This window comes from Legionella genomosp. 1, from assembly GCF_900640215.1.
GTDB classification, from domain to species: Bacteria; Pseudomonadota; Gammaproteobacteria; order Legionellales; family Legionellaceae; genus Legionella_C; species Legionella_C quinlivanii_A.
In genome coordinates this window covers 83486-98973 of the sequence record NZ_CAAAJH010000014.1, presented here as the reverse complement: position 1 = coordinate 98973, position 15488 = coordinate 83486, and the positions used below count along the sequence as shown (strand labels likewise).

The following is a 15488-nucleotide window of genomic DNA, read 5'->3' as shown; positions in this document are numbered from 1 at the left end:
GCGGCATTCATGTGTATACTGTGGCGAGTTATAATAAAGCCTTGTTAGTCATGCCGGTTTGCTTCTTAATTAGTTTGCTGGCCGTCTTGATAATGCGTGAATCGCATCCGCAAAAATGGCATCGATAAAGTCTCACGACGCTGTCGTCTTTGCGAACGAAGTGAAGCAATCCAGATCGAATCTTGAATAAAGTCAGGAGTGGATTGCTTCGCTGACGCTCGCAAAGACTGTGTTTTGGACCCTGTCTCTGAATAAATCTCAAATCCTTCTTTGGTCGGCGTATTTCTTCATCAGAGCACGGAATGGGTGAATACTCGCGGCATTCATGTGTATACTGTGGCGAGTTATAATAAAGCCTTGTTAGTCATGCCGGTTTGCTTCTTAATTAGTTTGCTGGCCGTCTTGATAATGCGTGAATCGCATCCGCAAAAATGGCATCGATAAAATCTCACGACACTGTCGTCTTTGCGAACGAAGTGAAGCAATCCAGATCGAATCTTGAATAAAGTCAGGAGGTGGATTGCTTCGCTGACGCTCGCAAAGACTGTATTTTGGACCCTGTCTCTAAATAAATCTCAAATCCTTAACATTTATTTAAGCCTCATACATTAAACTAATACTATATACCCAAATAGATAGTTGCAATGACAATGCCAGCAAAGACAAAAGAAGAAAGAACTCTTACTGTTGCCATACAGTATATTGATTTGATCCTGAAGACCCTGGAGGATAATCATCTCTTGACTGAGGCCTTGAATGGTCCTCAGGCAATTTGGTTGGACAAGCACAAAATAAAACTGGAAAATGCTGATCTTGAGCCGTTCTTCTCACAAGAGGGTAGGTTAAATGAACAATATCAGTTTGATTCTCGTATGGAGGAATTTCTACGCAAAATTCCCTTGCGTCCTGAGTCTACTAATCTTGACCGGTTTCAGCTCTATGCCTTAATGTTTTCTTTACCCAGTACGTTATATAACCAGGTTAAACCAGTATCCTTTAGTAATCCGGAAAATCCTACGGATAGTCCGGAGTTTCACGAGTGGTATGCTCAGTTCGATCTTTATAATACCGATGCACCCAAGGCGGTGTATAAGGCACTACAACCTGTCGAGTCAGTAGATGATTTTAAGAATCAGCTAGTGACTGTCAAAGCGCAACTTGAAAAACAACTTAATTCAATAATCTCTATTGCAGAAACAAAAAACCCTCAATTGCTGCTTAACCGTGAAAACCTAAAAGTAAAAGAAGAAATCATTCCGGGTAATAAGCTGCAAATTGTGAAGGATTCTGAACGTGATCTGACATTTAATGGCCAAACTGTTGTGCTAAATAATACTACCGCTGTGTCTGAGCTCGTTGAAGTGCTAAAGATTTCAGAAACACAGGCATTAGATCTGGTTAAGGCTCAGTCCCAACATCTTTCCTATGCAATAAATTATTGTATTGCTCACTTGCAAAACTCTGAACTCTACACCCAGCGAGGTATCATTGCTAAGTGGAATACAGCCTCCAGTCGATGGAATATTGAAAAGAATGGTGATGAATTTACACAAACTTATTTCATCCAAGGTATTCAGTTTTGGGACACTAATGGAGAAATGCTTCATAATATCGATGCAGGATTAACGATTCATTTCAACTTCAATCCCGCATCAGGTTTATGGGAACGAAATGATGCGGTTCATTTCATCGGCAGTGATTCTGATAAAGAGTTTATGACTCAATTAATGAATGCAGAACACTTTGATATCAATGGACGCCCTGAGTTAAAACCACTTGTTCCTTATCAGTTTCCTACAATTAATAAGCTATTGGATTTCTATTTATATGATCGGGAGAATTTCGCTCAACGTTTAAATCGCCATCTTCCTGAACCTTCTGAAGCCATTGTCGCGTTTTTAAGAAATTTAGAGGAGAAATTGGCAACTAAATCCCTGTCACTCACTGATTTTGTAAATAACAATGAACCTAAAGCTCTTCACGAATTTTTCAGAGCAAATCCCGAGATTAAAGAGCTATTGAGGGAGGGGGAGTTTGTTGTAAGTAATCTAAAGGAAAAAGAAGCTCTTTTAATGCCTGCACCCAAGGATGATGTCATTGTCTGGAAATATGAAGCATTAAGAGACATTCCTTTTGCGAACCAAAAGAAATTTGATAAATATTGGCCTTATGTCGACAAGGGTTTACCAGCAAAAGAGGTGCTCGATGCACTAAATACCCATGCTGCCGATTTAGATAAACCGGAAAATGCCTGGAAACTGGATAAAATGATAGCGCTCTGGAAACTGGCGTATCCTGAACAGATGAGTTTACCCGATGAAGACATCAGGTTCATTATTCAGAACCATAATCAATTTAGCTCCATTGCAAACAAAAGCCCTGAGGTTTTTGATCAGCTGATGACGCATTTAATTATGTTTAAAGCCGCTCAAAACAAAGAAGTACCTTCTCAATTATCCTACAGGGTGTTGATTACTCAATTAACGAGCATGGTTGATGCTTTACCTGCTGATTTGGCCAACGATTTTATAGAGCGCTATAAAGAAAACATCCTCAAAGACAATACTCTTATGCAGGAAGCGCTGGTGGCTGCAAATATTCCACCCAGTAATCCTTTGTCAGAACTGGCAAAAGACTATGATGTATTTGTGAGTCACTCAGTTAGTACAGTCCATCAGTTTGAGAAGGAAGAGGCCAATCAAAAATTATTTTTTGACGCGCTGATTAAATTAAGAGGACGCGCAGAATCGTCTGAAGTTAATAGTAAAGATCGAATGATTATCAGAGAGATGGCCGATAAGCTGACCATTCATGGAATGAATTACTTCTCCGGACAGGCTCATGACAAAAAAGACCTTCAGGCATTTAGAAAAACAGCGCTAACAATGATTGAAACTGCCGAAGATCAATTGTCTTCAAAAAGTAAAAACTGGCTTGGCCGCCAATTCCAGAAACTATTATCCTGGATAGGCCAATATTTCCCATCCCTTAAACCAAAAGAAACCAAGGCGGAGCAGACTGTTAGCAGCGTCAAGGATTCAATGAAATTTTTAAGTTTCAAAGAACAGATTAAAGAGGTAAGAGGGAATGATTCTAAGCTGGATGATCAATCGCCTACTAAAGTAATGTGATTCGAACGCAGGCCTGATACAAAATTCTTTTTGTTTTTACTCGAAACCAGATATAGTTTGGACCTTGCAGCATAAAGGAGATTTCTATGTCTGGCTTATTTGGCCCTTACTATTCATCCTCATCAACTCATCGGGGTGCACAAAAAGCATCCGCTGTGGCTACAGTTGTGGAAAATGGACTTAATGCCATTAGCGGCGGTACCCTCAATGCAATTCCAAGCAAAGTCGTACAGATTGGTTCGTCCGGTTACACAATGTTTAGCACATCAACCCACATAAGTGAAAAAATCATTAATGGACTGGAAGCCGGGATTACTTTAACTCAGCTGGCATTAATCATTGCTTTGTACGTAATGGGTGAGGAATGTGCCAACGATGAGCATGCACTATGTAAAGCGTATTTTATATTGGAGGCAGTTTATTCCGGACTGTTGGCCTTAGCATTGGGTATAGGAGAAATGTCCAAAGATCCCATTACTCCTTCCGCCCCTACAGTATAAATTAACTTGATTAAAGGGAGAGCTCTATGCGTTTTGTCGGCATACTGTTTCTATTCTTCAGCACCTCTGTCCATGCTGATCTTAGTGAGAAAGTTGAGCAATTAATTCAACAGAAACTGCCCCAGGCGACTGTTGGGATAGTGGTAAAAGATGTTGTTACAAACGAAATAGTCTACAGTAAAAATCCGGATAAGCTATTGGCACCAGCAAGCAGCACCAAGCTGCTAACCGCGGCGGCAGCGCTCTATCAATTAACTCCGGAATATAAGTTCAAAACTCAATTAATGACAAAAGGGAATGATGTTTATGTGGTTTTCAATGGGTCTCCATCATTAACCTCCAAGGATTTGGCCAGTTTGCTTGCAAGTCTTCCAAAGAAGATCAAAGGGAATTTGATAATCGATGTATCACATTTTAAACCGCCCTATTATCCTGGAGGAACCTCCTTTGACGATCTGGGCTGGTACTATGCAGCTCCTGATACAGCGGCCATTCTTGATGCGAACGAGGTTGCATTTAAATTTACCAGCGCCAGAATTTTAAACAAGCGGGTCAAAATTGAATCGCAGAAACCTGATAATCCACTCCATCTCATCAATGAGGTGAATACGGTATCTGCTCAAACCGAAAAAAATCATTGCAATATGAATATTGAAGTCATGCCTGGCAATACCTTGAAACTCTATGGTTGTCTCGCTCAGACTAAAGATCCCAAGGTAATGAGGCTTGCCGTTCCACAGCCTGTAGCAAGAGCCAGGAAGTTAATTGAAGACTATCTCAAAATACATCATATTGCTTTGAACGGTCATGTGAATACCGGCAAAGCGCCTGCCGATGCTAAGATGATCGCCAGCCTGGAATCACCTGCCACTGAACAATTGATTAGTCACATGCTGCAAGAGTCAGATAATCTTTATGCGAATAGTTTCACTAAAGAATTGGGGTTTGCTATTACGGGTGAGGGTTCCTACAAGCAAGGGGTATTCGCGATTAAACAGATTTTAAGCAAAAATACCTCAGTTGATGTTAAGAAAATTGCTCTTTATGATGGTGAGGGAACACGTTACAACCTGTTAACTGCTCAGCAACTCGTTAATCTGCTGGACTCCTTGTATCAAAATCAAAAGTTGCGTGAAATTCTTTTTAAAGCCTTGCCGCAATCAGGCAGCAGCGGCAGTCTGAAGGCACGAATGACCAAGACGGATCTAAATCATTTGGTATATGCCAAAACAGGAACGCTGCATGACGCTTCCTCCTTATCCGGTTTTCTGATGCGTCCTGAAAGAAGTCCGCTGGTCTTTTCAATCATTATTAATGGAGTCGAAAAGCCCATTTATATCGCAAAGGGATTGGAAGAGGAGATTCTTCTGGCAGTTTATTCGCGAACCAGTAGGCCGGGCGCTTCGCATTAAGTTAAGCTCAAATGTATATTAAACTGTCTTCCCCGCGAAGGCGGAGATCCATCTCTGAGCGAGCTATAGTGCCAATTGAGGAATGGATTCCCGCCTTTGCGGGAATGACTAAATTCCTTAACTTAATAACAGTGGGGTTAGGGCTTGGCCTTATTTCGTAGTTAGCGGCGGCAGGGAAGTCTCCGGAGACTCCTTGGGTTTCTCCGCAAATTTTACTGGGATGTGGCGGCTGATATCACGGCTTAAGCAGGTAAAATTCGCGTTCATACTGCTTACAAGGGTTTGCTGGTTAACAACAGGTAACTTGATGTGATAGTAAGCACTGTATTTCCTGTTCTCAACGGATGGTCCATAGATCACGTAATCTGCCTGCAGGATACTGTTACCCTGACTATCCACTTTAAATTCGTTAATGTTTACCTGAAGCTGAATGGCAGGATCAAATTTGGGGTCCCAGGGAGCTACTTCGACCACGGCATTAGGGATAAGTGTGGAGAGATTGCTGCGAAGCACTCTTTTAACATTACTCTGCAAACCTTCAGCCCATTGATGATCATCTTCCATTTTACTCTGATTAGCGCTAAGAAAAAACATCAGCTGGGGCTTGGCCAGATACTCCGGTATACTCACATCGTCTATGCCAATACGCATCACTGAATGACTGTATGCCTGTGAGCTTGTATTTAAAATGGGATTAATAACATATAACAAGGGCTCTTTACTTCGACCACAGGCAACCAAGAGTAACGTCAGTACAATTAAGAGATATTTTTTCATCACCTTCCTCTTAGCAAGGCATCGGGATGGCGCGCCAGATAATCAGTAAGCGTGCGCACGGAATAGGCCATTTTGGATACCTCTTTTAAACTTTCATTCCAATAGATTAAGGCGCTTGGAATCTGGCCTGTCATCAGATCGGCAAATTGATTAATACTGTCAGCCATTGTCTGAATAGCTATAATCGCTTCTTTTAGTTCTTTCGATTTAACAAAATTACTGATGTCATTCAGTGTACGCCTGGCCGTTCGCATCGTATCTTTGGCGCTCATATCGTCTTCGACAACCACTTCTGTTGGAAATAAAGGCACGCCATGAAAAGTTCTCGCCTTGACAGAAGCCTGCTTTTTCTCCGCAAGAACCAGCTCAATAGTGGAGATACCTGTCAGCAAATTGGGTGATGAAATTGTAGCAACGATCCCATTCTGGATAAGGATTTGAATTGGATTATCTCCAGGCTCAAATGATTTTTCGACAAAGAATTCCACATACACGGGAATAGATACATTGGTCTTGGACTTGGTAGCGGTCAGCTCAACGCGTTTGACTTCACCGATCTTAACGCCGCGATAGGTGATAGGCGAGGTAGCATCCAGTCCGCTGAGAGAGCCTTTAAATAACATGACATAGGTTTCAATTTTGCCATGAAGGTATTGATTATAAACGAATAAGGTACCAAATACGGCTAGAATGAGAGCAAAAAAAACAAAAATACCTGTTCCGATATAAAATCTTTCCTGTTCCATGAAATTCCTAAAGTGTTAAGTAAAGTTCAGTTTGACCAACACACTAATCACAACCAGCCAAAATAAACCCCGGGTTATAATTCTTGAAACTGCTCTTCTGACCGGCATCACCTTATTGGTAACGTAATAATAGTAATAACCTGCAGTATAACTGGCAATGCTCGCATACAGAATAGTTTTGATCAGTGAAGTGATTACATCCGCTGGATTAATAATTTCTGAAAGGCGCAAAAGGTATTCGTCGGTGCTCATATGCAAGAGATAGGAAAAGGTTAAAAAAACACTGAGAAAAAAAGCCGCTGATATGTAGGTGTAAAGTAACATCGCTGTAATATTGACGCCAACAATCAAAGGAATAATGGTCTCCAGCATTACCCGATCTGGCGTATGATTTAAACTGGGATGATCCGGGTTAATCAGATTAAGCCCGCATTGCACACAGAAAATAAAACCAATCGGAAGGGGCGCCATATCGCGGATTATAGTGCTTTGTGCAATAAACAATGCCTGATTCTGCAAATTGAATGGTGCAAGTATGTAGTTAATGCTATAAGCCAGAGACATCCCAATCAGGCAGCTCAGTATAAGGAGCGGAAACACCAGCACTGATCCTGAGTGCAGAGTACCGAGAATGGTATGGCTCCATCGCACATCCTGCCATTTGAATATGAAGCAATAGGATAAATGGCCCAGATAAACAAAAAAGAGAGTAATTGCCCGATGCAGGCTAAAAATTTTCTGGCCGGTGTAAAAAAAAATTTTTGACATTAAATTTGACCAGTTCCCTGTTAATAATAAGCGCGCGTCAATTGAATGGCATTATTTCAGGCACATTCGATTTAACTTAAGCTACCATTATGAATATACTAAATTATAAGGACTTCCATCTCTTATTAAAATACTTGGAATGGATTTAATTAACAGGCACGGAACTATGACACCTTGGTATAAAGAACTCCTGACACCACTAATTAGACGGATTGCGGATGATGATGAGAAACAATTAGCGGCAAATTTTGTTAATAAGGTTTTTTATTTTGTCGAAATGGAAATTTTTAATAAAATTTTGCCTCTGGAATGGTCTCTGGGTGTCATTAATCATCTATTCAGGGAGTTCGGAAGTGAGGATAAACCCATTCTCTTAAAAGAATTTGTTCATATGATTCTCGGGCTCTCTTTGCTGCATGCAAAATATACCAATGATTTTGTTGTATGGACCAGTGATTTTGTACCCGTTCTTCCAATTCCCAAACCGGAAATTCCAAAAAATTATGCACGACCCTTGATAATGCACCGTTTATTCACTCAGTTCAAAGAAGACCAGATTTACCTGCAAGTGGTTCAGGGGGAGATATATTATTTTTACTTGTATGGGGGAACTGCGCGTGAATCTTTCATCGATAATTTGAATAGGGAAAGCAAATCGATTATCCAAAACAAAATTCAGGGGCGACAACCACTTACAGAATCTGAGGCGAGTCTGTTAAGAAAAGCTTTGGCACTAAAAAACCCAAAGCTTGAATTCCTTAAAAAATACCCTAATGCGGCATTTTGTACCACGTCTTATCCCCGATGGGATCAAATAAAACGTTCCCAATATAGTGAGAGTGAGAAAGAGTCTCTTTTTACCGCGAGGGAGATACTAAGCGAAATTGAAAATGAACTTTGGCCAAAACTGAAATTTGAAATGGGTTTTGGCTTACGGCCCAATTCGCGAAGGGGGAAATTATTCTATGATTTATTCATGCAGGAACATTCCGAGTTTTTTTATATCAGTTTGTGCAGTGACTACTGTAAAGTTGAAGGAGGCTCACTACAACTTCGCCGCTTTATTCATCGTGTCATACCAAAGCCAGTCAGAGCTGCCTGGGAGCATCTCTTTAAAATAATACCTCCTGCCTATCATAATCTGTTCATTCACTCATTGTGGACGCTTGATATCCCGGTTAGAGATCGAGAGCTTCTTGAAGCGATAATGACTCTCCTTAAAAAGTTTCCCGCTAATTTTTCATCATTACTTTCTACTTTTTCCAATAATTTGCTTCATCTGTTTTTACAATTACAACAAGCCTATGAAGCGCCTGAATCCGAAGGCGCCGAGCTTGGATTTAAACTCGAGTTATTGCAATACCTTCATAAATATGACTATCAAATCCATGAACCGGGATGGCAGAAACTGACTGAAGCGGTCGAAGATAAACTATTGAATGATTCCTCATACGCTCTGCTGTTTTCACGCATTTCCAGCCTCAATCGTATCAATTGCAATCTATCTTCTTTTCAGGTGGAATTAAGGGATCTGGCTTGCAAACTCTTCAGAGAAGAGAGCAGAGGCGATCCTGATCAGCAATATGAGAGTTATTATGCAATTTTTTTCAACAGGTTATATGACAGAAGAGTAGTTTTAACATCTCCTCAGGGACATGCAATAGTTCAAAGCCTGATTGATATTGGAAAGCACCAGTTTTCCAATTCATCAGCATACGATCTGAGCGACAGATTTTCATGTATCTCAATTAATCAGTCGATAAAAAGAGTCCGATTAGAAAGTCTTGTATTAACCCTGCTGGGCCTCCGAAGTCTAATGCCCGAACTCATCAGTAGAGCCTTGGTAGAAAAATATAAATATGGTATCAATAACAGGCTTAAAAAACTGGTGGCGGCCGAAGTGAACTGGAAGCTGGAAAACAAGGAACGTATCGAGATTAAACGAGCCTTGGTAAAAGATATATATTCTCAGGAGTTTCTGGGTAATCAGGCTCCTGTTCAATTGATTGCGGGAAAAGAAAATGTGGCATGTGGTTTATTCTTTTTTAGCATTGATAGCCAGGGATTGTATTTTCATCTTTCCCGTCTGGAAGCATTCGCCTGGACTCTTTCAATTTATTATCCTGCTGAAGGAAAACAGATATTGGAACTTGCAAACGAGTTGAGAGTCGCTGCTGTCGATATCCTGGAAAATGAGCAGAAGAGTTCTAAAGAATTAAAAATGCTTGCAGTCAGCTTTATCAGATTATTAAACAGCAGAAATGATAAATTAACCAATATAAAACCAAGATGGGAGTCTTATTTGTCAGAAATGACTGAAGCGCTTGCTAGTCTTGAGGTCTTTAAATCATTTGGTGAGTCATTCAAAAAATCTATATTGAGTGCTGCGATGACTGAAAACAGTCATTTATTTTTTAAAAGAAACTTAAGCTTGCAATGCCTGAAGGACTCTACCCAATTACGCCCCCCCTCAAGCCCTTAGTTCAATAAATTTCATAGTTTTCTGGACTTTCAATTAAACTCTTTTAAAATTGTGAGTTTGTGAGAGAGCCCAGAGAGAATATGAATCCAATTGATGCGGTTATTTCATGGGTTGACGGCCATGATCCTGTTTATCTGGAGAAGCTGCGATCGTTTTGCGAACAATTGGGAATCAAACAGCATACGGCCGTTGAACCAACACGTATTAACCACTGTAATGAAATTCAGTATTGCCTGCTTTCGCTTGATCGTTTCGCCCCCTGGATTAGAACAATCTTTATTATCACCAATCAGCAAATTCCTTCGGTAATCGCAGATTTACAGGGTAGTAATCTGGCAAAAAAAATCAAAATAGTTGATCAGAATGAATTGCTTTTACAGTTTGGCTCAAAAGCACCGGTATTCAACAGCATCAGTGTAGAGTGGTTAATTTGGCATATTCCCGGCTTGTCGGATCAATTTCTTTATCTCAACGACGATTTTTTTATCATTCGGGAGGTCAGCCCTGAGGACTTTTTTCGCAACCAGCAATTAGTTCTTCGAGGCGAATGGAAGGTACAGGCAGAGAAAAAATGGACTTATCGGCTTCAAAAACAGTTTAGCCAATGGTTTAGTCTGAAGGAACCAATTCTCAAGACTAATCCTCATCGCGCATGGCAAGAAAAATCTGCCAGAATGAGTGGCTGGGATACGCATTTTTATCTTCTCCCGCATGCCCCTTTTCCATTATTTCGAAGTTCTTTTGAGAAGTACATGACAAACAATTCTGAATTGTTTTCCAGCAATATACGCATTCCATTTCGACATGCGGAGCAGGTATCCAGCGTACCCTTGATGGTTCATTTCGATTTAAAAGAAAAACGGGCTGTACATGATGTTAAAAAACAGGTGACTATGGTTAATGGAGCGAGCCATTCCTTTTCAAAAATAAAAATGCGTCTGAATCAGGCTCATAAAAATAAGAATATTGTGTTTGTATGCATGCAAAGTATCGATCAAGCGCCAGCAGAGGTTCAGGAGTATATGCTGGATTGGCTGAAACAGCATATTGCCTAAGGATTCTGAATGAATATTGTTATTGATGTCACCCGGATAATGCGGCGTAAGCTTAAAAAACAAACGGTTACGGGTATTGACAGGGTTACTCAGGCTTTCGTCAATCATTATAGCGAAAGAGGGCTCGCGCTAGTACGCTGGAGTGGCCGGAGCTGGATTTTACCGCGGGTCCAATCTCAGGCATTATTCAAATGGCTAAACAGTGAAGGTACTCGCTTTGAGTTAGCTAAATATCTTATTAGCGGCATTTTCTCGCGCAAAAAAATGAATAAAGAGAAACCAACCTTTTTACTAAACACGGGTCATGTCGGTTTAGGACAATCCGATTATCAGCGGCTGGCAAAAGAAGAGGGTATTAAACCCGTTTTTATCGTTCATGATACTATACCGACTACGTATCCTGAATATTGCAGCCCAGGAGAAGACCGGCGATACCATGAAAAAATGGCTTCCATTCTACCGCTGGCAAGCGCAATCATCACCAATTCAGAAGCGACTCTGAATGACTTAATCCTTTATTCAAAGCAGCATAATTATGTTTTACCTTATACTAAGGCTATTTTGCTGGGTTCAGGAATTCCACCAGCTATTGAACCTGGTTTAAGGCCAATCCAGAAGCCCTATTTTGTGATGTTAAGTACCATTGAACCGCGAAAAAACCATTTATTAATACTGCAGATATGGCGTCAGTTAGTGGAACAGATGGGAGAAAACGCTCCTCATTTAGTCATCATTGGCAAACGTGGCTGGGAGTGTGAAAATGTGGTAGACATTCTCGAGCGTTCTCATTTTCTTAAAACGTTTGTCACTGAATTATCACATTGCCCCGATGCAGATTTAGTCACCTATCTTTCTCACTCTCAAGCTCTGCTTTTTCCATCGTTCAGTGAGGGGTTTGGATTGCCTCTTGTTGAAGCCTTAACCCTGAAAGTACCAGTAATTGCCAGCGATTTGGCAGTGTTTAAAGAAATTGCAGGACATATTCCTGACTATATTGATCCTTTGGATGGCAGGCGCTGGAAAGAACTTATCTCAGAATACGCTGCGTCGGAGAGTAGTCGCAGAAGGGCACAACTCGAGCGTATCAATAGTTTTAAATACCCCTCATGGGAAGAGTATTTTCAGCAAATGGATTCTGTTTTGGAAGAGATGGGCTGTCCTTCCCACGAAGACATTGTTGCGTAAATGAAGATGGGGGCGCAAAAAAATGTCTTTGCGAGCGTTAGCGAAGCAAGCCAGTTCCTTGCTTTGTTCAAGTTTCGATCTGGATTGCTTCACTTTGTTCGCAAAGACGACAGGTAAAGTGGGTCATGGCAGCTGAACTAAGCTACCCGTCTCTATCACGGCGCAAAACTGGAGGATGAGCTGTCATCCTGCCTTGCTTTTTTATTGCGCTGCTCATCTTCTGTATCTACTTTATCCGTTATAACCGCCTTTAAGTCCAATACCGATACTGTCCTTTTCAATCCTTTTTTGGGTGAACTGTTCGCCTGGAAGAAACCGGAGCTGCCTGGTGCGGATAATTTTTCTGCATCGGAAGCGGCGGAGGTTTCGTTAACAGGCTTTGGCTCGTTCAATCGGGTATTCAGATCAAATACTTTCAGATCGGTATTGTCGCGGAGAAAAGCTTTTTCCTGAGAAAAAGCGCTGTCTTCAAGTTTTTGATAGTCCTCTTCACTCATTGCGAAAAGGGTTTCCAGTTTATCCTGGATGTGAGCAGCTATGTAAGCCGAGACCTGTTGTCCACCGTGGCCATCGTACACACCGCTCATGCCCATAAAACCAGGCACCTCATTTGGCCGTTTAACGGTTTGCACTGCGACGGTCACATTGTCGCTAGAGCCATTTGTGATAGCCCAGTAAGCAAGGTGATCAGAAAGCTGCCCTTCTGAAATGGTATCTGCTTTACCAGCAGCGGCGATAGCTTCCTTCAGATAGTTTTCCTGGCCCTTTTTAACGTCGCCCAGCTCTTTTACCTGCTTGCGTGCTCCATCTGTAAAGCCGTCTGAGCAGCTAATTAATTTTACTGAATATCCTGCGGGAATATTGGACAAGTCAACAATGGAAATATCCGAATCGGCGATAACAGGTAGAAAAAAGGCATCGCCAATTGCTCTGGAAACGGCAAGTCTGCCCCAAACCCGGCCATTTAAAACATAATAATCTTCGAATTCCATTATACGTGCTCTTTCGAGGTTGGGCTTGTGCTCTCTCGCATTTAATCTGTAGACATCAATCACTTCGCCAGATTCATTATAAATAGCCGCGAATGCTGCAGCATCTGCAAGAAGTGCGGTAATTAGGAAATTATTTTTAATCACTGTTGTAACTGCGGTTGAACCGACTTGTTCAAGTGTTTTATCTCTAAGTATTTCGGCGTCAATTTGCCGATAAGCAGTCCATAGACGCTGGCCAATCTGAAGGGGTGTCAAATCCAAAGAAGCGGAGTCTGATTTAAACCAGGCGGCAGTATCTTCCTGGTAAGCACGCCCCCCCTGTAACTGGCTGCCAGCGTATCTGTGTTTAGAAATGTTATCGTTTGGATTATCGCCAGGTACAGGCATGGTCTCAGTAGAATTGTTTGGCATTGGTATCGGAAATAAATCAAACAGGATTTATTTTATACTTTGTGGGGCTGTGTTTCAAGGCGTCTGTATTTTATTTCAAGTTTTTCAATTACTATTTCTATAGCTTGGCATCATGCTAGATAAATTATACAATATGTCAAAAATAGCATCATCCGATTATTTCATGTCAGTTCACTACAATTTAGTATCTCGCCGAAATTTAAAAAATTTCATGCAAAAGCCTAACAAAAGCTATACCCTGCATAGTTTATACGATGAAGCACGCACACTTCATACAGATTATAAAAAAAATAAGGAGAAAAGCCTTGTTGCGCAAATTGATTTTCTAAAATCAATTCTCGATAAAAACAATCACTTCTATGATACGCAAATTTACAAAAAAAAAAGCTGGTGGAAGAAGATTTTCTACTTCTTTGGCTGGGTCCCGAAAGATGAATCTCGGCTTCTCTCACTCAATAAGTCATTAAAAAAACAAATTCAAAGCTTGGAAAAGATGAAGTTTAGCTTTGACTTTCTGGATAAATGGGTACTATCCATTGTAGATGAGCAAATTGATTCTCTTGTGGATAGTGAAAAAGATATCGACAGGCAGTTATCGAATTTGTCGCATCGCTCTTTACTTTCCGTTACAGACGTACCCGATTACCTGGAAGGAAATGCCAGTGTTATCGCTTATCGTGATTATGTTTCAGATTTAAATGATTATATCAGAACCTTGCCCGAGCAATCTGAGATCCAGCTTCGACTCAAGCGAATAGCGGTGCAGCTCAAGAGTTGTGAGGAGCAGGAAGGGCGAGTTTTGAGACATCGTACACAAACAGAGTATCTTATCAAGAATGGGCGTCATCAGGATGTACAAACGCTTAATGAACAATTGCATGATGAAATGACATTTGAAGCAATTAAAAAAATTGATAATCTTTGTCTTGGGGAGTCTGCCCTTTTTAGCCACGGTTTTGCCTCTACTCAGGGAGGGCATGCGACTCTGTTTGAAGTAGAAAAACTTGAAAAGGACTCTTCAGTTTTCCTGTTTATTAATACCGGGTATGGTGTCCAGAAAAGTTATAGTTGGCTAACCTCAATTGTAGACAATGTATTTGGCCTGGATAAAAGCCCCGCTAAAAAAACAAGCCCAATTGACATCGATGAGCTGGCAACAGGCTCGTTAATGCCAGAGTTATTAGCGCCTAGAATCACCACCGCACCGGATATTAAAACCGGTTTACAAAATATGTTGCAGCCATTATCCGAATTACAAAGACAGGGGCGATTACTGGATGATGATCATCAGATAAAACATCAGAAAATGGGATCCTGCTCCCAGTCCTGTATTGATGCCTGGTTTGAGCGGCAATGCAAAGAAGCAGAGACTATTCCATTTCAGATATTTCGATTAAAGAAAACGTTATCAAAAATCGATCTGCTTTTACGAAACAATTCACTCAATCTAAGACAGCGAGAGGCTTGCCGACATATGCGGGTTGCAGTGTATGTTGAACTTAGGAGCTTGCAGGCCAGAGTGAACTCTCTAAACGAAAACACGCGTAACATACTCAGCAATAGCCTTGCTGATTTGAAAAGAGTGCGGGAAGAGAATTCTGAAGCGAAAGAAAAGGCAGCAAAACCGGTAAATTTTGAAGATCCTGATGAACTGGAACGCTACTGTAAAATAAAAACAACACAGCATTTTAACTCCAAATTTTCTTCGCAAGAGCAATTAAGAATAAAAAATGCTTCTCGGGAAACCGTTTCTGTGAAAACCGCATCAAGAACCTTTCTTCTTTTTGGTAAGAAAAGAAAACTCAGCGATGAGGAGATACAGGAAAATAAATTAAACAAGGTATTGCTGGCAAAGCAAATAATGCACGCCAGTGAATTATCAAATCGTTATAGTTTTCTGCAACAAAATCTTCTACAACAGAGCGGACTAAATGAAGAAGAAAGAAAGCGAATCGATCAGCTTGTGGCTTATCAACGAGAGAAGGGCGCGGTTCCCTATTACAGTCTGGAATTTTAAGGATTCAGTCAA

Annotated in this window: 12 protein-coding genes; 8 read left to right on the top strand and 4 right to left on the bottom strand. The window is 40.9% G+C overall.

Features of this window, described 5'->3' with window-relative positions; genetic code table 11:
• The first annotated feature begins 306 nt into the window (after positions 1–306).
• The 4 genes from E1O89_RS15480 (at position 307) to dacB (ending at position 5043) form a co-directional block, all read left to right on the top strand.
• Positions 307–444: a hypothetical protein gene (locus E1O89_RS15480; protein WP_165483154.1), complete on the top strand. Its 138-nt coding sequence runs from the start codon at positions 307–309 to the stop codon at positions 442–444.
• A 206-nt stretch (positions 445–650) separates the two neighbouring features.
• Entirely contained in the window at positions 651–3131 is a 2481-nt protein-coding gene (locus E1O89_RS12650; protein ID WP_133140450.1) for a hypothetical protein, read from the top strand.
• 86 nt (positions 3132–3217) lie between these two features.
• Complete coding sequence (locus E1O89_RS12645) at positions 3218–3631, top strand: hypothetical protein (protein ID WP_133140449.1); 414 nt, start codon at positions 3218–3220, stop codon at positions 3629–3631.
• A 26-nt stretch (positions 3632–3657) separates the two neighbouring features.
• A complete protein-coding gene (gene dacB, locus E1O89_RS12640) occupies positions 3658–5043 on the top strand; it encodes a D-alanyl-D-alanine carboxypeptidase/D-alanyl-D-alanine-endopeptidase (protein ID WP_133140448.1) in 1386 nt (461 codons plus the stop codon).
• Between the two features lie 150 nt (positions 5044–5193).
• Here the strand turns inward: dacB and E1O89_RS12635 are convergent, their stop codons facing one another.
• Genes E1O89_RS12635 through E1O89_RS12625 form a run of 3 tightly spaced genes read right to left on the bottom strand, consistent with a single transcriptional unit; the run spans position 5194 to position 7334 of the window.
• Positions 5194–5820, bottom strand: coding sequence for a membrane integrity-associated transporter subunit PqiC (locus E1O89_RS12635; RefSeq protein WP_133140447.1), 627 nt, complete (start codon positions 5818–5820; stop codon positions 5194–5196).
• A complete protein-coding gene (locus E1O89_RS12630; RefSeq protein WP_133140446.1) occupies positions 5820–6566 on the bottom strand; it encodes an MlaD family protein in 747 nt (248 codons plus the stop codon). Before E1O89_RS12630 ends, E1O89_RS12635 begins: the two co-directional genes overlap by 1 nt.
• Before the next feature lie 15 nt (positions 6567–6581).
• Positions 6582–7334: an ABC transporter permease gene (locus tag E1O89_RS12625; RefSeq protein WP_133140445.1), complete on the bottom strand. Its 753-nt coding sequence runs from the start codon at positions 7332–7334 to the stop codon at positions 6582–6584.
• Between the two features lie 166 nt (positions 7335–7500).
• Between E1O89_RS12625 and E1O89_RS12620 the strand changes: the two genes are divergently transcribed.
• The 3 genes from E1O89_RS12620 (at position 7501) to E1O89_RS12610 (ending at position 12056) form a co-directional block, all read left to right on the top strand.
• Positions 7501–9816, top strand: a complete 2316-nt coding sequence (locus tag E1O89_RS12620; RefSeq protein WP_133140444.1) for a hypothetical protein — start codon at positions 7501–7503, stop codon at positions 9814–9816.
• Between the two features lie 80 nt (positions 9817–9896).
• Entirely contained in the window at positions 9897–10871 is a 975-nt protein-coding gene (locus E1O89_RS12615) for a Stealth CR1 domain-containing protein (protein WP_133140443.1), read from the top strand.
• Positions 10872–10880: 9 nt separating this feature from the next.
• On the top strand, positions 10881–12056 hold the full coding sequence (locus E1O89_RS12610) for a glycosyltransferase family 4 protein (RefSeq protein WP_133140442.1): 1176 nt from the start codon (positions 10881–10883) through the stop codon (positions 12054–12056).
• Positions 12057–12211: 155 nt separating this feature from the next.
• Here E1O89_RS12610 and E1O89_RS12605 read toward each other — a convergent pair whose 3' ends face one another.
• On the bottom strand, positions 12212–13459 hold the full coding sequence (locus E1O89_RS12605) for a PP2C family serine/threonine-protein phosphatase (RefSeq protein ID WP_133140441.1): 1248 nt from the start codon (positions 13457–13459) through the stop codon (positions 12212–12214).
• 211 nt (positions 13460–13670) lie between these two features.
• On the opposite strand from E1O89_RS12605, the gene E1O89_RS12600 reads away from it, so the two are divergent.
• Positions 13671–15476 (top strand): hypothetical protein, encoded by a 1806-nt coding sequence (locus E1O89_RS12600; RefSeq protein WP_133140440.1) that lies wholly within the window; start codon positions 13671–13673, stop codon positions 15474–15476.
• Positions 15477–15488 lie beyond the last annotated feature (12 nt).